This window comes from Streptomyces sp. ATexAB-D23 (assembly GCF_000373645.1).
GTDB classification, from domain to species: domain Bacteria; phylum Actinomycetota; class Actinomycetes; order Streptomycetales; family Streptomycetaceae; genus Streptomyces; species Streptomyces castrisilvae.
In genome coordinates, this window is record NZ_KB892079.1 from 186,662 (window position 1) to 207,463 (window position 20,802).

The window sequence follows — 20,802 nt, forward strand, 5'->3', positions numbered from 1 at the left end:
AGGGGCGGGACATGGCCGCGGGATATCTGGACATCCTCAGGGCGCGGCACGCCGCCCGGCTGCTGACGGGCACCCTGGTGGGCCGGCTGCCCAACGGCACCGCCAACATCGCGATCGTCCTGTTCATCCGGGCCGAGGGCGGCAGCTACACGCTCGCGGGCGCGCTCGCCGCGGTCTACGGGCTGGGCACGGCGGCCGGGCAGCCACTGCTGGGCCGCGCGGTGGACCTGTACGGGCAGCCGCGCGTCCAATTGCCCGCCGCCGTCCTGTCCGCCCTCGGCATGGCCGTGCTCGCCGTGGCGGGCATCGGCCTCCTCCCGCTCGCCTACGCGGCGGTGGCCGTGGCCGGTGTCTTCACCCCGCCGCTGGAGGGCGGCCTGCGGGCCCTGTGGCCGAGCGTGCTGGGCCGCGAGGACCGGGTGCACCGGGCCTACGCCATGGACGCGGTCGCCCAGGAGATCATGTTCACGGCCGGACCGCTCCTCGTGACGCTCCTGGTCGCCCTCTGGTCGCCGGCCGCCGCCCTGCTCGTCATCAACGCGATCGGCGTACTCGGCGCCCTGTCCGTCGTGCTCTCCGAGCCCTCCCGGACCTGGCGCTCGGCCCCGCGCGAGGCGCACTGGCTGGGCGCGCTGCGCTCGCCCGGTCTGCTGGCGCTGCTCGGCTCGTTCTTCTTCGTCGGGCTGGCGCTGGGCTCCATCACCGTGGCCGGCATCGCGTACGCCGACGACCACGGCCGGGAGTCCGTCTACGGCTGGCTGATGGCAGCCCTGGGGCTCGGCGCGCTGATCGGCGGGCTGGTGTACGGGGCGCGGCAGTGGGCCGGGGCGCCGGAGCGCCGGCTGCGGGTGATCGTGGCGCTGCTCGCGCTGGGCTACCTGCCGCTGATGCTGACGCCCGGAGTGGTCGCGATGACCGCGCTGGCGGCCGTCGCCGGGGTGTTCCTCGCGCCGGCCATCGCGTGCTCCTTCATCGTCGTCGACCGGCACGCCCCGCGCGGCACGGTGACGGAGGCGTTCTCGTGGCTCGTGACCACCTTCGGGGTGGGCGCGGCCGCGGGGACGGCGGTGGCCGGCCCGGCGGTGGAGCTGGGCGGGACTGCCTGGAGCTTCGCCGTCGCGGGGGCCGGTGGAGTGGCCGCGCTGGCCGTTCTCCTGGCCACCGGAAAGGTCCTCGCAGCTCCCGCCCGCACCGCCGTAGCGGTGCGAGGATCGGAAAATGATCGAAACGGTGCCGTCGAACCCGGTTTCAGCTCGGGCCATCAGGCGTAATGTTCAGTCATGGACCGCCGCATTTTCGGGCTGGAGAACGAGTACGGCGTCACGTGCACGTTCAGGGGACAGCGCCGACTGTCTCCTGATGAAGTGGCGCGCTACCTCTTCCGCCGTGTTGTGTCATGGGGCCGCAGCAGCAATGTCTTTCTGCGGAACGGCGCCCGCCTCTACCTCGACGTGGGATCGCATCCGGAATATGCAACCCCCGAATGCGACAACCTGACCGAACTGGTCACACACGACAAGGCCGGCGAGCGCATTCTCGAAGGCCTGCTCGTCGATGCCGAACGCCGCCTGCACGAGGAGGGAATCGCCGGCGACGTCTATCTCTTCAAGAACAACACCGACTCGGCGGGAAACTCCTACGGATGCCACGAGAACTACCTCGTGGCCCGGCACGGAGAATTCTCGCGCCTCGCGGACATCCTCATTCCCTTCCTCGTCACCAGGCAGCTGATCTGCGGCGCCGGCAAGGTGCTGCAGACCCCGAGGGGCGCGGTCTACTGCGTCAGCCAGCGTGCCGAGCACATCTGGGAGGGCGTCAGCTCCGCGACGACGCGTTCCCGGCCGATCATCAACACCCGCGACGAGCCGCACGCGGACGCGGAGCGCTACCGCCGCCTCCACGTCATCGTCGGTGACTCCAACATGTCCGAGACGACCATGCTGCTCAAGGTCGGCGCCACCGACCTGGTGCTCCGCATGATCGAGGCGGGCACGGTGATGCGTGACCTGACCCTGGAGAACCCGATCCGGGCGATCCGCGAGGTCAGCCACGACACCACCGGGCAGCGCAAGGTCCGCCTCGCCAGTGGCCGCGAGGCGTCCGCCATAGAGGTGCAGCGCGAGTACTACGAGAAGGCCGTGGACTTCGTCGACCGCCGCGGCATCCGCACGGGCAACGTCGCACGCGTCCTCGAACTGTGGGGGCGCACGCTCGACGCGATCGAGGCGGAGGACCTCGGCCGGATCGAGACCGAGATCGACTGGGTCATGAAGTACAAGCTCATCGAGCGGTACCGGGCCAAGCACAACATGACCATGTCGAATCCGCGGGTCGCCCAGATAGACCTCGCCTACCACGACATCCACCGCCGGCGGGGGCTGTACTACCTGCTGGAGCGCAAGGGGCAGGCCGCCCGCATCTGCAACGACCTGAAGATCTTCGAGGGCAAGTCGGTGCCCCCGCAGACGACCAGGGCGCGGCTGCGCGGCGACTTCATCCGGCGGGCCCAGGAGCAGCGGCGGGACTTCACCGTCGACTGGGTCCACCTCAAGCTCAACGACCAGGCTCAGCGCACGGTCCTGTGCAAGGACCCGTTCCGTTCGGTGGACGACCGCGTGGAGAAGCTGATCGCGGGTATGTGAGCCGGCGCGGGACACGCCCCGGCACCGGCAGCGACCCGGGCCCCGTACGTTCCTCGTACGGGGCCCTTCGCACGGCCTAGAGTGGCGGGGTCCCGGAAGCTCCGGGGCGCGTGTCCCCCACATATGCCGTCTGAGATCTGAGGAACCAGTGCGCCGACTTGCCGGCCTTCTCGTCGTCCCCCTGCTGCTGTTGTCAGCGGCCTGCGGCAGCGACGACAAGGGCTCCGACTCCGCTTCCGCCTCCGCGTCCGCCCCCTCCAAGGGCGGTTTCCCCGCCATCACCGCGGGCGCGAAGTTCGGCGAGAAGCCCACCCTGGCCAAGGGCACGGGAACGCCGCCCAAGGAGCTGAAGACCAAGGTCATCAGTGAGGGTGACGGCGCGAAGCTCAAGAACGGCGACGTGACCCAGGTCAACTACCTCGGCCAGGAGTGGGACTCCACCAAGCCGTTCGACAACAGTTTCGACCGCAAGCAGCCGTTCGACCTGACGCTCGGCGCCGGCATGGTCATCCAGGGCTGGGAGAAGGGCCTGATCGGCCAGAAGGTCGGCAGCAGGGTCCAGCTCGTCATTCCGCCGGACCTCGGTTACGGCGCCCAGGGCCAGGGCGACATCAAGGGGAACGCCACCCTCGTCTTCGTCGTCGACGTCCTGAAGGCGAAGCAGATCCCGGCGTCCGCCAAGGGCACCCCCGTCGCCCAGGACAACATCGACCTGCCGAAGGTGGGCACCGAGACGGACGGGAAGGCGCCGAGCCTGACCATCCCCAGCAAGGTCGACCCGCCGAAGAAGCTGGTCTCCAACTACGTGCTCGAGTCCAAGGGCGACGTGGTCAAGGACACCGACACGGTCGTCGTGAACTACGTGGCCAAGCTCTGGAAGGACGGCAAGGAGTTCGACAACACGTACACCACGGGCAAGACGGCCACCTTCCCGCTCGCCCAGGTCACCCTCAAGGGGCTCAAGGACGGCATGGTCGGCAAGAAGGTCGGCAGCCGTGTCCTCCTCGTCGTGCCGCCGGACCAGGGCCTCGGCGACAAGGAGCAGCAGTCGATCCCGGCCAACTCCACACTGGTGTTCGCCGTGGACATCCTGGCGAAGATGTAAGACTGTCCCGGTTGCCCAGTTCATCAGTAAGAGGAGCAAGTCAGTGAGCATCGACAAGCCCGAGATCGACTTCCCGGGTGGCGAGCCGCCGGCCGACCTGGAGATCAAGGACATCTGGGAGGGCGAGGGCGCGGAGGCCAAGGCCGGCCAGCTCGTCTCCGTCCACTACGTGGGTGTGGCCTTCTCCACCGGCGAGGAGTTCGACGCCTCGTGGAACCGCGGCAAGCCGCTGCAGTTCCAGCTCGGTGCCGGTCAGGTCATCGCGGGCTGGGACAAGGGCGTGCAGGGCATGAAGGTCGGCGGCCGTCGCCAGCTGACCATCCCCGCGCACCTCGCGTACGGCGACCGCGGCGCCGGCAGCGCGATCGCCCCGGGTGAGACGCTGATCTTCGTCTGCGACCTGGTCGCCGTCTGATCCCGCGACTCGCGCTCCGAGGGCCCGTGCCGCAAGGCGCGGGCCCTCGCTTTTGTCCGGACACCCCGGGGCGGTACGGTCGAGCGTCGTAGAGCACAACAGAAAGGGCGTCGATGGCGATTGCCAAGGCCGAGCGGCTGATGAACCTGGCGCTGTGTCTGCTGGGGACCAGGCGCCCGCTCAGCAAGCGCGAACTGCGCGGTTCCATCGAGGCCTACCTCGAAGCCGGTTCCGACGACGCCTTCAACCGGATGTTCGAGCGCGACAAGGACGATCTGCGCGAGCTCGGTCTCGTCATCGAGACCGTGGAGAACCTGGACGGCGACACCGGCTATCTGGCCCGCCGCGACAGCAACCGGCTGCCCCCGATCACCCTGGACGCCGAGGAGGCCGCCGCGCTCGGCCTGGCCGCCAAGGTCTGGCAGCAGGCCCGGCTCGCCGGCGCGGCCAGCGGCGCGCTCCAGAAGCTGCGGGCCGCCGGCATGCCCGAGACCGGGGAGGCCTACGAGGTGCACAGCGCCCTCGAACCCCGTATCCCCGTCCACGAGGCCGCGTTCGAACCCCTGATGCTGGCCTGCCGCGACCGCCGCCCGGTGACCTTCGACTACCGCAAGGCCAACGCCGCCCAGCCCGAGCAGCGCCAGGTCGAGCCCTGGACGCTGGAGTGCTGGCGCGGCCACTGGTATCTGGCCGGCTGGGACCGGGAGCGGGGCGCCGAGCGCGTCTTCCGGCTCTCCCGGATCACCGGCAGGGTCCGCTCCCGGGCCGGAGCCTTCACCGCCGAGGTGCCCGACGTGGTCACCGTCCGCGAGACCGTGGAGAGCTGGGCCGGGGAGACCGCGACCCGCACCGCGCTGATCAGGCTGCGGGCCGACTCCGGCTACCCGCTGCGCGCCCGCGCGATATCGGTCCGGGAACTCGGTGACGGGTGGGAGGAGTTGGAGATCCCGTACGGACACGGTCTGGACGCCTGGCTCGTCGAGTTCGGCCCGGACGTCGTCGTCACAGGACCCGCGGATCTGCGGGCCGACGTGGTGGACCGGCTGCGCGCCGTGGCCAAGGACTGAGGGGACCCGAAATCATGGCCACGAACGCCATCGACCAGACCCGCCGGATGCTCTCCCTGGTGACGTATCTGCGCGAGCGTCCCGGCGCGCACGTCCAGGACGTCGCGCGGGCCTTCGGAATCACCGAGGACGAGCTGATCTCCGACCTCGATGTGCTGCCCATGTGCGGGACCAGCTTCCGGGGCGGCGACCTGCTGGACATCGACACCGACGGCGACCGGATCTGGTGGCACAACGCGGACGACGTCGCCGAACCGCTGCGGCTCGCGGCCGACGAGGCGACGGCCCTGCTGGTCGCCGCCCGCGCCGTGGCGACCCTGCCGGGCCTGCGCGAGAGCGACCGCCAGGCCCTGCTGCGCGCCACCGCCAAGCTGGAGGCCGCCGCCGGAGAGGTCGGTGCGGCCAGCTCCCGGCTCTCGGTCACCTTCGAGTCCGAGGGCGGGGTCTTCGCCGAGGTGGACCGGGCGATCTCGGAGCGGCGCCGGCTGTGGCTGCGCTACTACTCGCCCGCCCGCGACGAGCTGACCGAGCGCGAGGTGGACCCGATCCGGCTGTTCGCCGTCGGGCACACCTATATGGAGGCGTGGTGCCGCTCCTCCGAGGACCGGCGCACCTTCCGGCTCGACCGGGTCGCCGGGATCCGGCTGCTGGACGAGCCGGCGGCGCCGCCCGAGCTGGAGCTGCGGGACCTGTCCGAGGGCCTGGTCCAGCCGGCCGCCGAGGACCCGGAAGTCGTGATCGAGGTGGGTCCGGGCGGACGCTGGGTCGCCGAGTACTACCCGCACGACCGGGCCGAGGAGCTGTCCGACGGGGGCCTGCGGATCACCCTGCGCACCCCCGACCCGGCGTCGCTGCGCAGGCTGGCGCTCCGGCTCGGCCGGGAGGGACGTATCGTCTCGCCCCCGGAGCTGGCCGAGAGCGCGCGGCGCGCGGCCCGTGCGGCGCTCGCGGCCTACGACGGCGCGGCCTGAAGGGACGGCTGAGGAGATATGGGCAACCTGTCCGTGGTGCCGGGTCTCGCCGGCGTGCCGACCGTCACGGTGCCGGAGTCGGCGCGCTTCAGGGCGGCCTGCCCCGACTGCCGTGCGCGGTCCGAGCTGGCGGCGGCGGAGTTCCGGCTCGTGATCGGCGCCACCAGCCGCACCACGTTCTACTCCTTCACCTGCCCCGAGTGCGCCGCCGGCGTCCGCAAGCCGGCGGGGGAGCGGATAGTGGAACTCCTCATGGACGGCGGCGTGCGGACGCTGCGCCTGCACACCGGCTCCTGAGACGTCCCCGAGACGTTCCGGGGCCTTCGGACACTAGACATATCGAGGCTCTGCGCATGTTCTGGCCCATGCTCGCCATCGCCCTGGGATTCCTCGGGATCGCCGTGCTCGGCGTGCTGGCCATCAAGGTGTTCGTCGAGGCCCAGCGGCTCGGCCACCAGGTGACCCGCACCACGGAACGCATCAACCGGGCCGCCGAGGACCTGGAGCACGCGGCCGCCCGCCTCGCGTCCACCGGTAAATCGCTGCCGTAGCGGGGCCGGGCGGCCGCGCGGAATGCGGCCTCCTGTTTCGGAGGCCCGGAGGGTACGCTGCTGCTGACGGCCCAGGCAGGGAGGTGCGGGCCGCTATCGAAAGTATGCACGGGCATTGCCCCGCGTTTACTCCCGCGGGTTACGATCGCTGCCAGCGCATTGGCCGGATGTGTATCCGGCCCTCAGGGCAGCGAGCCCACCTCCAGCCGCCTCAGCGAGAAGGAAGCACATCATGGGCAATCTGAAGCCTCTAGAGATCGTTCTGATCATCGCTGTCATCCTGCTGTTGTTCGGCGCCAAGAAGCTTCCCGACATGGCCCGTTCGCTGGGCAAGTCGGCCCGCATCCTCAAGAGCGAGGCCAAGGCCATGAAGAAGGACGACGAGCCGGCGGCCACGACGGACGCCGCCGCCGACCCGGCCGCCCAGCAGGCCACCGCGCGCACGATCCAGGCAGCGCCCGGCGACGTCACGAGCTCCCGCCCGGTGAGCGAAGCGAAGCCCACCACCCAGAGCTGATCGCGCCGACGGGCTGACCCGTCGGCTGCCGCACGAGACGAGGGAAGTGGGTTGCTCAAGTCTGCCCGCAAGCAGGAGAAGGACAGCGAGGGGCGGATGCCTCTCGCTGATCACCTGCGTGAGCTGCGTAACCGGCTGCTGATCGCGGTCCTGGCGGTCGTCGTCATCACGTCGATCACCGCCTTCTTCTACGACGAGCTGATCAGCTTCCTGATCAAGCCCATCCTGGAGTCGGTCGGCTGCGCCAACGGCGAGAAGACCCAGGCCAACGGTCGGCCGTGCGCCGAGATGACGGTGAACGGCCTCGTCGCCCCGTTCTCCATCGCCCTCAAGGTCTCCCTCATGGCAGGGGTGGTGTTCTCCACTCCGGTCTGGCTCTACCAGCTGTGGGCGTTCCTCGCCCCGGGTCTGCACAAGCACGAGAAGAGGTACGCGCTCGGCTTCGTCGGCGTCGGTGTGCCGCTCTTCCTGGTGGGCGCCGCCCTCGCCTACCTGCTGATGCCGAAGACCGCGGAGGTCCTGCTCGGCTTCACCCCGGAGCACACGACCAACCTGCTGCCCGTCGACGACTACCTCAACATCGTCACGCGCATGGTGGTCGTCTTCGGCCTCGCCTTCGAGCTGCCGCTGCTGCTCATCCTGCTGAACTTCACCGGAGTGCTCACCGCCAAGCGGCTGGGCTCCTGGTGGCGCGCCATGGTCATGGGCATCACGATCTTCGCCGCCGTGGCGACCCCGACCGGCGACCCGCTCACGATGATCACACTGGCCGCGCCCATCGTGCTGCTGTACTTCATCGCGCTCGGCATCTGCATGGCCAACGACCGGCGCAGGCGCCGCAACAACCCCGACGCCGAACTCGACGACGACGAGGCCTCGCAGCTCGACCTCACCCCCGAGGACATCGGGGACATGGAGCACGTGTCGTCCTCGCCCTCCGTGCCCGGCCAGGCCGACGGGGAACGGGACGGCGGGCGGCCCTCGCCGCGCGACGGTTACGACGACATCACCTGACCTTGTAGGGTCCCCGGGTGACCAGCGAGATCACCCTCTTCGTCAATCCCACCGCAGGACGCGGCCGGGGCGCGCGAGCCGCGCAGCCGGCCGCTTCCGCGTTGCGGGACGCCGGCTTCTCCGTACGCACCATCCTCGGCGAGGACGCGGATGACGCCCTGCGCAGAGCGCGCGACGCCGTGACGGAGGGGACCGGCGCGCTGATAGCCGTCGGCGGGGACGGGCTGATGTCCCTGGCCCTCCAGGCGGTGGCCGGGACGCCGACCCCGCTCGGCGTGGTGGCCGTGGGGACGGGCAACGACTTCGCCCGCGCCCTGGAACTGCCGATACGCGACCCCGCCGCGGCCGGCCGGGTCGTCGCCGACGCGCTCAAGGGCGGGCCCGTGCGCGAGATCGACCTCGGCCGGGTCGGGGACCGGTGGTTCGGGTCGGTGCTCGCCTCCGGCTTCGACTCCCGGGTCAACGACCGGGGCAACCGGATGCGCTGGGTGGGCGGCCGGTTCAAGTACGACCTGGCGATCCTCGCCGAGCTGGCCGCCTTCAAACCGGTCACGTACCGGATCACCCTCGACAACGGTCCCGCCCATGAGATCGAGGCGACCCTCATCGCCGTCGGGAACGGCACGGCCTACGGCGGCGGCATGCGCATCTGCGCGGACGCGGTCATGGACGACGGCCTCTTCGACGTGACGGTGGTCGGCGAGTGCAGCCGAACGACGCTGCTCAAGGTCTTCCCCCAGGTGTACAAGGGGACGCACCTCAGCCACCCCGTCGTCACCGTGCACCGGGTCTCCTCGATCACCCTGGAGGCCGCCGGGATCACCGCGTACGCGGACGGTGAACCCCTCGGCGGCCTGCCGCTGACCGCCACCTGTGTGCCGCGGGCCGTGCGGGTGCTCGGGGCGGCTTCCCCGGCCCGTTCCACGGGCGATTAAAGATCGCGTCACTGTCGGAGGCGGCGGGTAGGCTCGGGGACAAGATGACAGAGGACCTCTCACCAGCTGAGCGATACCAGGCTTCCCGGCTCCGGGCCGCCGAGCAGGCGACCGCGCTCGCGCCGTTCCGCGAGATGTACGGCTTCGCTCTCGACCCGTACCAGATCGAGGCGTGCCAGGCGCTGGAGGCCGGCAAGGGCGTGCTCGTCGCGGCCCCGACCGGCTCGGGCAAGACGATCGTCGGCGAATTCGCCGTGCACCTCGCCCTGGAGCAGGGCCGCAAGTGCTTCTACACCACCCCGATCAAGGCCCTGTCGAACCAGAAGTTCGCCGACCTGGTCAAGCGCTACGGCGCCGAGAAGGTCGGCCTGCTGACGGGTGACAACAGCGTCAACGCCGACGCTCCGGTGATCGTGATGACCACCGAGGTCCTGCGGAACATGCTGTACGCGGGCTCCCAGGCGCTGAACGGCCTGGGGTACGTGGTGATGGACGAGGTGCACTACCTCTCCGACCGCTTCCGGGGCGCGGTGTGGGAGGAAGTGATCATCCACCTGCCCGAGTCCGTCACCCTGGTCTCCCTGTCGGCGACCGTGTCCAACGCCGAGGAGTTCGGCGACTGGCTGGACACCGTGCGCGGCGACACCGAGGTGATCGTCTCCGAGCACCGGCCCGTGCCGCTCTGGCAGCACGTGCTGGCCGGCCGGCGGATGTACGACCTCTTCGAGGAGGAGGGCGACCACGGCGGCCGGGGTGTCACCCGCCGCGAGGTCAACCCCGACCTCGTCCGGCTCGCCCGGATGGAGAACCAGCGCGGATACGACCCGCGCGAACGGCGGCGCGGCAAGATGGTGCGCGAGGCCGACCGCGAGCGCGAGCGCCGCCGGCGCAGCCGGATCTGGACACCGTCGCGCCCCGAGGTCATCGACCGGCTGGACGCCGAGGGCCTGCTGCCCGCCATCACGTTCATCTTCAGCCGGGCCGCCTGCGAGGCCGCCGTACAGCAGTGCCTGCACGCCGGGCTCCGGCTCAACGACGACGACAAGCGCCGGCTGGTGCGGGAGATCGTGGAGGAGCGGACGGCGTCCATTCCCCCCGAGGACCTGCATGTCCTGGGCTACTACGAGTGGCTGGAGGGCCTGGAGCGGGGCATCGCCGCGCACCACGCCGGAATGCTGCCCCGGTTCAAGGAGATCGTCGAGGAGCTGTTCGTCCGGGGCCTGGTCAAGGCGGTCTTCGCGACCGAGACGCTGGCGCTCGGCATCAACATGCCCGCCCGCTCGGTGGTCCTGGAGAAGCTCGTCAAGTGGAACGGCGAGCAGCACGCCGACATCACCCCCGGCGAGTACACCCAGCTGACCGGCCGGGCCGGGCGGCGCGGGATCGACGTCGAGGGCCACGCCGTGGTGCTCTGGCAGCGCGGTATGGACCCGGGCGCCCTCGCCGGGCTCGCCGGTACGCGCACGTATCCGCTGCGTTCCAGCTTCCGCCCGTCGTACAACATGGCGGTCAACCTCGTGCACCAGTTCGGGCGGCACCGTTCGCGCGAGCTGCTGGAGACCTCGTTCGCGCAGTTCCAGGCGGACCGGTCGGTCGTCGGCATCTCCCGACAGGTCCAGAGGAACGAGGAGGGCCTGGAGGGCTACCGCGAGGGCATGACCTGCCACCTCGGGGACTTCGAGGAGTACGCGCGGCTGCGCCGCGACCTCAAGGACCGGGAGACGGAGCTGGCCAAGCAGGGCGCCACGCAGCGGCGGGCCGCCGCAGCGGCGTCCCTGGAGAAGCTCAGGCCCGGCGATGTCATCCATGTGCCGACCGGCAAGTTCGCCGGTCTCGCGCTCGTCCTGGACCCCGGTCTCCCGGCCGGCCGGACCAACGGGCACGGACACCGCGGCATGGAGTATCACGACGGCCCCCGGCCGCTCGTGCTGACCGCCGAGCGGCAGGTCAAGCGGCTCGCCTCGATCGACTTCCCGGTCCCGGTGGAGGCGGTGGAGCGGATGCGGGTCCCGAAGTCGTTCAACCCGCGCTCGCCGCAGTCGCGCCGCGACCTGGCGTCCGCGCTGCGCACCAAGGCGGGCCACATCGTCCCGGACCGGCACCGCAAGGGGCGAGCCCCCGCGGCCGACGACCGTGAGATCGCGCGCCTGCGCACCGAACTGCGCGCCCACCCCTGTCACGGGTGCGACGAGCGCGAGGACCATGCGCGGTGGGCCGAGCGCTACCACCGGCTTCAGCGCGACACCCGGCAGCTGGAGCGCCGCATCGAGGGCCGGACCAACACGATCGCCCGCACCTTCGACCGGATCGTGGCCCTGCTCACCGAGCTGGACTACCTGCGCGGCAGCGAGGTCACCGAGCACGGCAAGCGGCTGGCCCGGCTCTACGGCGAGCTGGACCTGCTGGCGAGCGAGTGCCTGCGCGCGGGCGTCTGGGAGGGGCTCAATCCGGCCGAGCTCGCGGCCTGCGTCTCCGCCCTGGTGTACGAGGCGCGGCAGGCCGACGACGCGGTGGCGCCGAAGCTGCCGTCCGGTCCGGCGAGGACCGCGATGGGCGAGATGGTCCGGATCTGGGGGCGGCTCGACGCCCTGGAGGAGGACTTCAAGATCAACCAGGCGGAGGGGGTCGGCCAGCGGGAGCCGGACCTCGGCTTCGCCTGGGCGGTCCACATGTGGGCGTCCGGCCGGTCGCTGGACGAGGTCCTGCGCGAGGCGGAGATGCCCGCGGGCGACTTCGTACGGTGGTGCAAGCAGGTCATCGACGTGCTGGGCCAGGTCGCGGCAGCCGCGCCGAGGGAGAACAGCTCGGTGGCGCGCAGCGCGCGCAAGGCGGTGGACGAGGTGCTGCGGGGCGTGGTGGCGTACAGCTCACTCGGCTGACCGGGGAGGCGCGACAGGCCTGCGCGCACCGGTCCCGTCGCACGGCCGCCGGCCGGACACGCGGTCCGGTCGGCGGAGGTGCGGGGGCTCCGTGCCCCGGGAGTGTGCCGCGGGAGGCTAGCCCCGTCGGCGACTGCGGCTCATCTTCATCGAGGCGCCCGCGCATACCAGTCCCAGCAGGGCGGCCAGTCCGCCGATGATGACGTTGTTCAGGATGACTCCCGTGTCCGGACTGCTGCCCACCACCCAGGGCGAGACGATCATCCAGGCACCCATGGCGACGATGGCCCAGCTCAGGCCGTACATCCGCTGCGGCATCGCGGTGAACCCGAGACCGAGCACGGCGATCGCGATACCCATCACCAGGTTGTGCGTCACCAGGGAGGACTGCGAGGTCGTGAAGTGCAGCACCCAGGGGGAGACGGCGCAGTACAGGCCGACCAGGAAGACCGGCGCGTCCACGAGCGCCACGTCACGGCCTCCCATGACGCGCGCGTAGCGGTCGCTCATTTCCGATACATCGGGGTGTCCGGCCATGTCGTGGCCGGCGTGCGAGACGTTTGACATGAGTTCGTTCCCCTTCGGATCGTGCGGACCCGGCCAACCGCTGTGTGCGGGAAGGCCCGCACACACCAGTCTGCTCTTATATGTGGCTTATGTGTAATTCTGTGGCGACTGGATCTCCGTGGGATCCGCACTGCCGCCGCCGGCCTCGCGGTGGGCGTGGTGCCCACCGCGAGGAGAGCCGTTACGCGGCGGGCGGCATGAGTACCGTGTCGACGATGTAGACCGTCGCGTTGGCGGTCGGGACATTGCCGCAGACGACCTTCGACGTGTCGTTCACGGTGTACTCCGTGCCCGAGCCGGCCGTGGTCAGCTCCTCCTTCTCCAGGGTCTCGAAGGCCCCCTTGCCCAGCTGCTCCGGCGTCAGCTTCTGGCCCACCACGTGGTACGTGAGGACCTTGGTGAGCGCGGCCTTGTCGGCGAGCAGCTTGTCGAGGTCGGCCTTCGGGATCTTGGCGAAGGCGTCGTCGGTCGGGGCGAAGACGGTGATGTTCTGCGCGCTGTTCAACGTGTCGACCAGGCCCGCCTTCTTGACCGCGGTGACCAGGGTGGACAGGGCGGGATTGTGCGAGGCCGCGGTGGCGACCGGGTCCGTGGCCATGCCGGAGAAGGAGCCCGCGCCGGTCTTCGGGACCGAGGCGCAGGCGGGGCCGAAGGGCTTGTCCGTGCCCATGGAGTCACCGGCGGACGGCGAGTCGGACGCCGGGGCCTTCGCCGACGAGGCGGTGGAGCCGGACGCGCTGTCCTTGGAATCGCCGCCGCAGGCCGTCAGGGCCAGCGGCAGGACGACCGCGGCGGACAGGGCGACGGCGGCGCGGCGGGCGTGGATGACCTTCATGATGTTCTCCTGGTTCGGGTCTGTAACTGAACGATCGCGTTGAGTGGTCGATAGGGGCAGTGCGGGGCCAGGGGCGGCCGCGCGTGCGTGGGGGTGGCGCGGCGCGCCCGTCAGGTCACGTCGACCACCACCGTGTGCCGGCCCGTCGCCCCGTCGGGTACGGTCCCGACGCGCCGGCCGGTCTGGACGGCGCCGGTGCGGTCCGTCGCGCGGACCTCCAAGGTGTGGCTGCCGGGGGTGGCCGGCCATTCCCACACCCACTGGCGCCAGGTGTCCCGGCCGTCCTGTGCCGCCAGCCGCGCAGGATGCCAGGGACCGTCGTCCACCCGGACCTCGACCCGGGTGATGCCGCGGTGCTGGGCCCAGGCGACCCCGGCGACCGGGACCGTGCCGGCCTTCGGGGAGGAGAAGGGGCGGGGGGTGTCGATGCGGGACTGGGTCTTGATGGGCGCCCGCGGGGACCACGACCGCCTGACCCAGTACGCGTCGTACGCGTCGAACGTGGTCAGCTCGATGTCCTTGATCCACTTGCAGGCCGACACATAGCCGTACAGGCCGGGGACGACCATCCGGACCGGGAAGCCGTGCTCGAAGGGCAGCGGCTCCCCGTTCATGCCGAGGGCGAGCAGGGCGTCGCGGCCGTCCATGACGTCCTCGACCGGCGTGCCGATCGTCATCCCGTCCACCGAGCGCGCCACGATCTGGTCGGCGCGCCCGCCCTCGGACGGCGGTCTCACCCCGGCCTCCCGCAGTAGATCGGCCAGCCGCACACCGATCCACCGCGCGTTGCCCACGTAGGGTCCGCCCACCTCGTTGGAGACGCAGGTCAGGGTGATGTCGCGCTCGACGATCTCCCGGCGCAGCAGGTCCCGGAAGCTCAGCGTCACCGGCCGGGCCACTCCCGTACCGTGAATCCGCAGCCGCCACTCGCCGGCGTCCAGGCGCGGTACGACCAGGGCCGTGTCGATGCGGTAGAAGTCCTTGTTGGGCGTGACGAAAGGACCGAGTCCCCGGATCTCCAGGTCCGCGCCCGCCGGTACGGCCGGGGCCGGTGAGTCGGGTACGGGGAGGACCAGATCGCGCCGGGAGGCGGCGGCCCCGGCCTGCACGGCGGAGGTGAGCTGCCGCCCCAGCAGACCGGCTCCGGCCGAGGCGGCCGCGGCCGCGCTCGCCGCGATGACGAACCCGCGCCGGTCGAACGCACCGGCCGCGGCTCTGCCGGGTGAGGACGCGGTGGCCGGGGACAGCCGCCCGGCCAGGAGGTACAGCACCCCCGCCGCGACCACGGCGCCGAGCACGGACGGCAGGGCGTCGGACACCCGGCCCTCCGGCCGCCCGATCGCCGCCGCCGCCCCGACCGCCCCGAAGACCAGCACGGCCGCGGCGCCCGGCAGGCGGTGCCGCAGCGCCAGCAGCCCGACCGCCACGGCGAACAGCGTCAGCAGGGCCAGGATGCCGAGCTCCAGGACCAGCTTGTCGTTCGTCCCGAAGTTCCGTACGGCGAAGTCCTTGAGCGCCGGGGGAGTGCGGTCGATCACCGCACCGCCCACCGCCGTGACCGGGCCCGCCTCGGGACGTACGACCGCCGCCACCAGCTCCGCGAAGGCCAGGGCGCAGAACCCGGCGATCACACCGCTGAGCGCGCCGCAGGCCGCACGCGCCCAGCCGCGCCGCCGGGGCGCGGCGGCCCCGGTCTCCGGATCGTTCCGATCTTCACTCACGGACTGGATTCGGAGCCGGGGGCCGGGCGGATTGGTCTGTCACCCGATCGGATGAGACTTCGAGCGGCTGGCAGTCTGCGGGCAGCCGGTGAGGTGCCTTCCGGTCGCCTTTCATGCCGTCGTCCATGCCGCCGTTCATGACGACGGCAGGTCCATCATCGTCAGCGGGGCGGAGGTCGGCTGCGCCGAGCCGCCCGCGGGCTCGACCGTGACGCCCATGCCCGTCGCCCCGTCGACCGGTCCTTCGAGCATGGCCGCGTAGGTCGTCGGCGAGGCGCCCGAGGCCCGCATCAGGCCCGCCGGCCGCATCGTGCCGCCGTCGTCGAACCACAGCTGGTACACCTTGCCGCTCGGTGCCTCTCCCAGCCCCGAGGCCAGGAAGACGGCGCGGTCCTGGCTCCGGGAGACCACCACCGTGCCCTTCGCGCCGTTCTTCAGTGTCCCCGCCGACGACCGGGCATCGGGGGCTGCGATGACCCGGGCCACCGCCGCGCCCTGCTGCCGTGCGGCGTCCGCCTCCTGGCGGGCGGCCCGCGCCTCCTGGTGCTGCCAGACCGCGACGCCGCCGAAGCCCGCCGCCGCGGCCAGGCTCGCCGCCAGTGCGAACCGGGGCCACCGGCCCGCCCGGCGCGGCCGGACGCGCGGACGGACGCGGCGGCCCACGGCGGGCGGCTCCTGGCGTACCGCCGTGATCTCCCGCAGCACCCGCTCGCGCATGTCCCGGGGGACCGGGGCGGTGACGGCCAGCCCGAGCCGGGTCGCGGTCTCGGTCAGCTCGCGCACCTCGACGGAGCAGGCATCGCAGGCGCCGAGGTGGCGTTCGAAGTCCCGGCGTTCCGCGGCCGGCAGGGCGTGCAGGGCATAGGCGCCCGTCAGCGTGTGGAGTCCGGCGTCACTCATGCGCTCACTCCGAGGCAGTCGCGCATCCGGATCAGTCCGTCGCGCAGTCGGGTCTTGATCGTGCCGAGCGGTACCGCGAGCAGTTCGGCCACCTCGCGGTAGGTCAGCCCGCGGTAGTACGCCAGCGTGACGGACTCCCGCTGCAATTCGGAGAGGGTCAGCATGCAGCGGCGCACCTGCTCGCGCTCCAGCCGGCTCTCGACCTGTTCGGTGACGTTGTCGAAGGGCGGCGTGCGGTCCAGCAGCGCCGCCTTGTGCTCGCGGGCGGCGGCCGCCTGCGCCGAGCGGACGCGGTCGACGGCGCGGTGGTGGGCCAGGGTGAGCACCCAGTTCATGGCGCTGCCCCGGGCGGCCCGGAAGCGCGACGCCGTACGCCACACCTCGACCAGGACCTCCTGGGCGACCTCCTCGGACTGGGCCGGATCGCGCAGGATGCTGCGGACGAGCCCGAGCACCGGACCGCTCACCGTGTCGTAGACCTGAGCGAAGGCGTCCTGGTCGCCCCGTGCGACCCTGCCCATCAGCTCCTGGAGATCGGGCCCCGCCGAGGCCGTTCCGGTGATGTACACGGCTTCCTTCACGCGGGGTTCCCTTCGGTGGTCATCGCTCTCCTGGGGTGATTCGGAGCCGGTGCCGGTGCGGATGGGTCGGGGCGGGGAATCCTTGCACGCCTTCGCGGCCGGCGTGACGCCGTGAGCGGCGGACCCCGGCGGGAGCGGCCGGCCCGTACGTTCCGCTCGTACGGGAAGTCCGCCCGGCGGCCGGCCCGTTCACCGGCCCGACGGCACCGCTTCGGCCGCCCGGTCCGGGAGCCCGCTCCCCGGCCGGGCCGCGGCCGTCCGGGGCGGGCGCCGCAGCGCCGCGTAGGCGCCGGTCGCGGTGGACAGAGCGATCAGGGCGGCACAGACGAGGGTCGCGCCGTCCGGGTGGATGAGGGGCTGGCCGCGCAGCGCCTGCCACAGGACCAGGGCGATGAGGGCCGCGTACGCGCCGGACGCCACCAGCACCAGGCGTAGCCGCACCAGCGGGTCCCGCAGCCGGGGCACGTGGGTCGCCAGGGCGGCGAGGACGAGCAGGAACAGCGGGAGGACCTGGAGCGCGTGCATCCCCACGAAGTGCGGGATGCGCAGATCGCCCCCGGTCGTGGACCAGCCGGTGAGCGGCATCGAAGGCCCGCCGTCCGGGACGCCGACGGTGTGCGCGCCGATCACGTCCGCCGTGCCGAGCCGGTCGGCCGCCCGCTGTCCGGGCGTCGGCAGGGTCATCAGGAAGCCGAGGCCCGCGCCGGCGAGGGCCAGGAACACGCCCGCCCGGATCGCCGCGGCGGACGCGCGGTCCGCGATCCGGGCGCGCAGCAGCAGGATCGCGATGACGAGCATCGCGGCCCACAGGAAGGCCACGCTCACCCCCATCACCCGGAACAGCAGGGCGTCGAGGTGGGTGGCGACGTTGAAGTGGCTCCGCTTCCCCCGCACCACCTGCCCGGTGATGATCACCATCTCGGCCAGGCCGGTCAGCGCGACCACGGTCCCGGCCCACCAGCCGGTGCGCCGGCCCCGGGTGACCAGCGTCAGCATCCAGGCGAGGCCGAGGGCGTAGACCACGAAGGAGATCGCGAACTTGAAGGGCTTGGCCCAGATCGCCGCGCCCGCCAGGATCCGGTCGTCGGCCAGCAGGCCCACGCCCGAGACGACGGTTATGACGGCCATCGCGGCAGCGAAGAGGACTAAGGGTCGGTGCCAGGTGCGCCATTGCGGCATGGGTCCCCCTTGAGAGATTCGGCATTATGGATAGCGGCACTCTCCGCTATCGGTAGGGGTACTATCCACGCTGGGGGCGGAGTTGGCAAACGGAAGGAGCGAACGCGCGGTGCGCATGGGTGAGTTGAGCCGCAGGTCCGGGGTGCCGGTACCGACGATCAAGTTCTACGTACGGGAGGGGCTGCTGCCCGCCGGGCAGCTGACGAGCCCCAATCAGGCGAGTTACGACGCCGGGCACGAGCGCAGGCTGCGGCTGATCCGCGCCCTGCTGGACGTCGGCGGGCTCTCGCTGTCGGCCATCGGAGACGTGCTGCGGGCCATGGAGGACCCGGACCAGCCGGTGCACGACATTCTGGGGATCGCGGCGAAGCGCCTCACTTCGTCACCCCGCGACGACTCCGATCCCGAACTGCGGGGCGCCCGCGAGGAGGTGCTGGCCCTGCTGAAGCGCAGGGGGTGGCGTGCCGGGACCGGGAGTGCGGGCTCGGAGGCCCTGGCCGAGGTGCTGGTGGCGCTGCGCCGGGCCGGGCACGGCGCCTTCATCGACCTGCTCGACGACTACGCGGCGGCGGCCGAACAGGTCGCGCTCACCGACCTCGCCTACGTCAGCCGTGAGGCGGCCCGGGAGGACCTGGTCGAGAGAGTGGTCGTCGGCACCGTCCTCGGTGAAGCGATGTTCGGCGCGCTGCGGCGGCTCGCCCAGGCGGAGGCGTCCGCGCGCGTCTACGAGGACGGGGGAGGGGCGGAGGCGGAAGGGGCCGGGTCGGAAGAAGCCGGGGTCTGAGGTGGCGCGACTGTGCCCCGGTCCGAGGGGCCGGGGCACAGTCGGCGGTACGTACGCGGGGCGCTACGCGGCGCCCTCCTGTTCGCGCTCCACCTGCTCGTTCCACTCACGCTTGACGGAGCGCCAGGCGTCGTCGTCCTTGCCGAGTCGCCAGTAGCCGGAGATCGACAGCTGCGACGCGGGGATCCGGCGCTCCAGGCGCAGGTGGCGGCGGATCTCCTTGACGAAGCCGGCCTCGCCGTGGACGAAGGCCTGCACATCGCCGGGCGGGAACTCCAGTTCCTTCACCGCCGCGGTGAGCCCCTCGCCGACCGGGCGGCCCGCGCGGTGCAGCCAGGTGACCTCGACGCCGTCGGGCGTGGCGATCTTCTGCTCCTCCGTCGCGTCCTCCACCTCGACGAACGCGCGGACCACCGCACCCGCCGGCATCTGCTCCAGCGCGGCGGCGACGGCCGGCAGCGCGCTCTCGTCGCCCACCAGTAGGTGCCAGCCGGCCGACGCGTCGGGGGCGTAACCGCCGCCGGGGCCCAGGAACGTCACCTGGTCACCGGGCTCGGCGCGCGCCGCCCAGGGCCCCGCGAGGCCCTCGTCGCCGTGCACCACGAAGTCGATCGCCAGCTCGCGGGCGGCGGCGTCCCAGGAGCGGATCGTGTACGTACGGGTGGTGGGCCACAGCTCGCGGGGATACTCCTCGCGGATGCGGGCCATGTCGAAGGGGTGGGCGTAGTCCGCGCCCTCGGGGGCGAAGCACAGCTTGACGTAGTGGTCGGTGAAGCCCGAGAGCGTGAAGTCCGCGAGACCGTCACCGCCGAGCACCACCCGGATCATGTGCGGGGTGACCTGCTCGGTGCGCAGAACCTGCGCCCCCTGAGCCCTGGGTGCCCGCCGCTCCGGTCGTTCTGCCACGAGGTTTGCTCCCTGCTGCCGGAAATGGGGCCGTCGACCGATGGGGGCATCGATCTTAGGGTTACCTAACTTAACACCTCAGGGGTGCAGTACGGCGAGCAGGCGCTGAAGCGCTCCGCCCAGCCCCCAGCGGGCCGCGAGAACGTCGAGCGCGGCCGGGTCGCGCGGCCCGGCCGGCAGCGCCGGGTCGAAGTCCGGCAGCGGCACGTCACCGGCGACCCGCACCACCTTCGGCGCGACGGCCACATAGGCGCGGGCCTCGTCCAGCCGCTTGCGCTGCGAGGGCGTCAGCCCGGACGCCGGGTCGTCCACCGCGGCCATGATCCCGGCCAGGTCGCCGAAGGCGTCCAGCAGCTTCGCGGCCGTCTTCTCGCCGATGCCGGGCACGCCGGGCAGTCCGTCGCTCGGGTCGCCGCGCAGCAGCGCCAGGTCCACGTAGCCCGGACCGTCCACCCCGTACCTCTCGCGCAGCCATGCCTCGTCCGTCACCTGGAGCGTGCCGACCCCCTTGAGCGGGTAGAGGACCCGCACCCGCCGGGCGTCGTCCACCAGCTGGTAGAGGTCCCGGTCGCCGGTCACGATGTCGACCGGCCCGGCCGCCCGGCCCGTCAGTGTGCCGATCACGTCGTCCGCCTCGTACCCCGCGACCCCGACCCGGGCGATGCCGAGGGTGTCCAGGACCTCCGCGATGACCGGCACCTGCGGCGCCAGCGTGTCGGGCGTCTCCTCCTCGTCGGGCACCCCGGCCCCGGTTCGAACCGCCACGCGGTGCGCCTTGTACGAAGGGATCAGGTCCACCCGCCACTGCGGCCGCCAGTCCGCGTCCCAGCAGGCGACGAGGTCGTCGGGCCGGTGGTCCTGCACGAGCCGGCCGATGAAGTCCAGCAGCCCGCGCACGGCGTTGACCGGGGTCCCGTCCGGCGCGCGCACCGAATCGGGCACGCCGAAGTAGGCGCGGAAATAGAGGGAAGCGGTGTCGAGGAGCATCAGGCGTCGCGTCACACGCCGATGATGCCGCACGGCACCGACAGCGGCTGCCCCGGACGCGGTTCCCGGAGTCGGGGTTCGAATATGTGATCTGGGTCACTCTTGTGTTTGCTCCGGGTAAGGCCGGGCAGGCGCGGCATCGGAGCGGACCACGTCGCATTTCGACTTTTGCACGTGCCAAACGGACAGAATCCGTGCCGCTCCACGGTCTGCCGGCGGGGGTGGCAGACCGTTTTCGGTTCAACG

General features: G+C 71.7%; 21 protein-coding genes. 13 read left to right on the top strand and 8 right to left on the bottom strand.

Annotated elements, in window-relative coordinates; all coding sequences use genetic code 11:
• The first annotated feature begins 11 nt into the window (after nt 1-11).
• The 12 genes from B082_RS0133550 (at nt 12) to B082_RS0133605 (ending at nt 12,096) form a co-directional block, all read left to right on the top strand.
• Nucleotides 12-1,271: an MFS transporter gene (locus tag B082_RS0133550; protein WP_018556153.1), complete on the top strand. Its 1,260-nt coding sequence runs from the start codon at nt 12-14 to the stop codon at nt 1,269-1,271.
• A 9-nt stretch (nt 1,272-1,280) separates the two neighbouring features.
• Nucleotides 1,281-2,642, top strand: coding sequence for a Pup--protein ligase (pafA, locus tag B082_RS0133555; RefSeq protein ID WP_026250454.1), 1,362 nt, complete (start codon nt 1,281-1,283; stop codon nt 2,640-2,642).
• Nucleotides 2,643-2,790: 148 nt separating this feature from the next.
• The gene (locus B082_RS0133560; protein ID WP_018556155.1) at nt 2,791-3,747 is read left to right on the top strand and encodes an FKBP-type peptidyl-prolyl cis-trans isomerase; all 957 of its coding nucleotides are present in this window, start codon (nt 2,791-2,793) and stop codon (nt 3,745-3,747) included.
• A gap of 43 nt (nt 3,748-3,790) precedes the next feature.
• The gene (locus B082_RS0133565) at nt 3,791-4,162 is read left to right on the top strand and encodes an FKBP-type peptidyl-prolyl cis-trans isomerase (protein ID WP_018556156.1); all 372 of its coding nucleotides are present in this window, start codon (nt 3,791-3,793) and stop codon (nt 4,160-4,162) included.
• 113 nt (nt 4,163-4,275) lie between these two features.
• Entirely contained in the window at nt 4,276-5,229 is a 954-nt protein-coding gene (locus B082_RS0133570) for a helix-turn-helix transcriptional regulator (protein WP_018556157.1), read from the top strand.
• A 14-nt stretch (nt 5,230-5,243) separates the two neighbouring features.
• A complete protein-coding gene (locus B082_RS0133575; protein WP_018556158.1) occupies nt 5,244-6,200 on the top strand; it encodes a helix-turn-helix transcriptional regulator in 957 nt (318 codons plus the stop codon).
• A gap of 18 nt (nt 6,201-6,218) precedes the next feature.
• Nucleotides 6,219-6,497: a hypothetical protein gene (locus B082_RS0133580; RefSeq protein ID WP_018556159.1), complete on the top strand. Its 279-nt coding sequence runs from the start codon at nt 6,219-6,221 to the stop codon at nt 6,495-6,497.
• A gap of 56 nt (nt 6,498-6,553) precedes the next feature.
• Nucleotides 6,554-6,751 (top strand): hypothetical protein, encoded by a 198-nt coding sequence (locus tag B082_RS0133585; RefSeq protein ID WP_018556160.1) that lies wholly within the window; start codon nt 6,554-6,556, stop codon nt 6,749-6,751.
• Nucleotides 6,752-6,980: 229 nt separating this feature from the next.
• Nucleotides 6,981-7,268, top strand: coding sequence for a Sec-independent protein translocase subunit TatA (gene tatA / locus B082_RS0133590; protein ID WP_026250455.1), 288 nt, complete (start codon nt 6,981-6,983; stop codon nt 7,266-7,268).
• A 51-nt stretch (nt 7,269-7,319) separates the two neighbouring features.
• Entirely contained in the window at nt 7,320-8,282 is a 963-nt protein-coding gene (tatC, locus tag B082_RS0133595; protein WP_018556162.1) for a twin-arginine translocase subunit TatC, read from the top strand.
• Between the two features lie 17 nt (nt 8,283-8,299).
• Entirely contained in the window at nt 8,300-9,217 is a 918-nt protein-coding gene (locus B082_RS0133600) for a diacylglycerol kinase (protein WP_018556163.1), read from the top strand.
• 44 nt (nt 9,218-9,261) lie between these two features.
• The gene (locus tag B082_RS0133605; RefSeq protein ID WP_018556164.1) at nt 9,262-12,096 is read left to right on the top strand and encodes a DEAD/DEAH box helicase; all 2,835 of its coding nucleotides are present in this window, start codon (nt 9,262-9,264) and stop codon (nt 12,094-12,096) included.
• 117 nt (nt 12,097-12,213) lie between these two features.
• Here B082_RS0133605 and B082_RS0133610 read toward each other — a convergent pair whose 3' ends face one another.
• The 6 genes from B082_RS0133610 to B082_RS37260 all read right to left on the bottom strand — a co-directional run bounded on the left by B082_RS0133610 (nt 12,214) and on the right by B082_RS37260 (nt 17,828).
• The gene (locus B082_RS0133610; RefSeq protein ID WP_199783888.1) at nt 12,214-12,663 is read right to left on the bottom strand and encodes an SPW repeat protein; all 450 of its coding nucleotides are present in this window, start codon (nt 12,661-12,663) and stop codon (nt 12,214-12,216) included.
• Nucleotides 12,664-12,844: 181 nt separating this feature from the next.
• On the bottom strand, nt 12,845-13,498 hold the full coding sequence (locus tag B082_RS0133615) for a fasciclin domain-containing protein (RefSeq protein ID WP_018556166.1): 654 nt from the start codon (nt 13,496-13,498) through the stop codon (nt 12,845-12,847).
• Nucleotides 13,499-13,608: 110 nt separating this feature from the next.
• Nucleotides 13,609-15,219, bottom strand: a complete 1,611-nt coding sequence (locus B082_RS0133620) for a molybdopterin-dependent oxidoreductase (protein ID WP_018556167.1) — start codon at nt 15,217-15,219, stop codon at nt 13,609-13,611.
• A 135-nt stretch (nt 15,220-15,354) separates the two neighbouring features.
• Nucleotides 15,355-16,119 carry an anti-sigma factor gene (locus tag B082_RS0133625; protein ID WP_018556168.1) on the bottom strand — a complete coding sequence of 255 codons (765 nt, stop codon included), beginning with the start codon at nt 16,117-16,119 and terminating at the stop codon, nt 15,355-15,357.
• A complete protein-coding gene (locus B082_RS0133630) occupies nt 16,116-16,700 on the bottom strand; it encodes a sigma-70 family RNA polymerase sigma factor (protein WP_018556169.1) in 585 nt (194 codons plus the stop codon). The genes B082_RS0133625 and B082_RS0133630 overlap by 4 nt, the downstream gene beginning before the upstream one ends.
• A 189-nt stretch (nt 16,701-16,889) precedes the next feature.
• A complete protein-coding gene (locus B082_RS37260; protein ID WP_018556170.1) occupies nt 16,890-17,828 on the bottom strand; it encodes a hypothetical protein in 939 nt (312 codons plus the stop codon).
• A 166-nt stretch (nt 17,829-17,994) separates the two neighbouring features.
• On the opposite strand from B082_RS37260, the gene B082_RS37265 reads away from it, so the two are divergent.
• Nucleotides 17,995-18,663 (top strand): MerR family transcriptional regulator, encoded by a 669-nt coding sequence (locus tag B082_RS37265; RefSeq protein ID WP_018556171.1) that lies wholly within the window; start codon nt 17,995-17,997, stop codon nt 18,661-18,663.
• Nucleotides 18,664-18,726: 63 nt separating this feature from the next.
• Here B082_RS37265 and B082_RS0133645 read toward each other — a convergent pair whose 3' ends face one another.
• Both B082_RS0133645 and B082_RS0133650 read right to left on the bottom strand, forming a co-directional pair.
• Entirely contained in the window at nt 18,727-19,569 is an 843-nt protein-coding gene (locus B082_RS0133645; RefSeq protein WP_026250457.1) for a siderophore-interacting protein, read from the bottom strand.
• A 78-nt stretch (nt 19,570-19,647) separates the two neighbouring features.
• Nucleotides 19,648-20,556 carry a 5'-3' exonuclease gene (locus B082_RS0133650; RefSeq protein WP_018556173.1) on the bottom strand — a complete coding sequence of 303 codons (909 nt, stop codon included), beginning with the start codon at nt 20,554-20,556 and terminating at the stop codon, nt 19,648-19,650.
• Between the last annotated feature and the right edge of the window lie 246 nt (nt 20,557-20,802).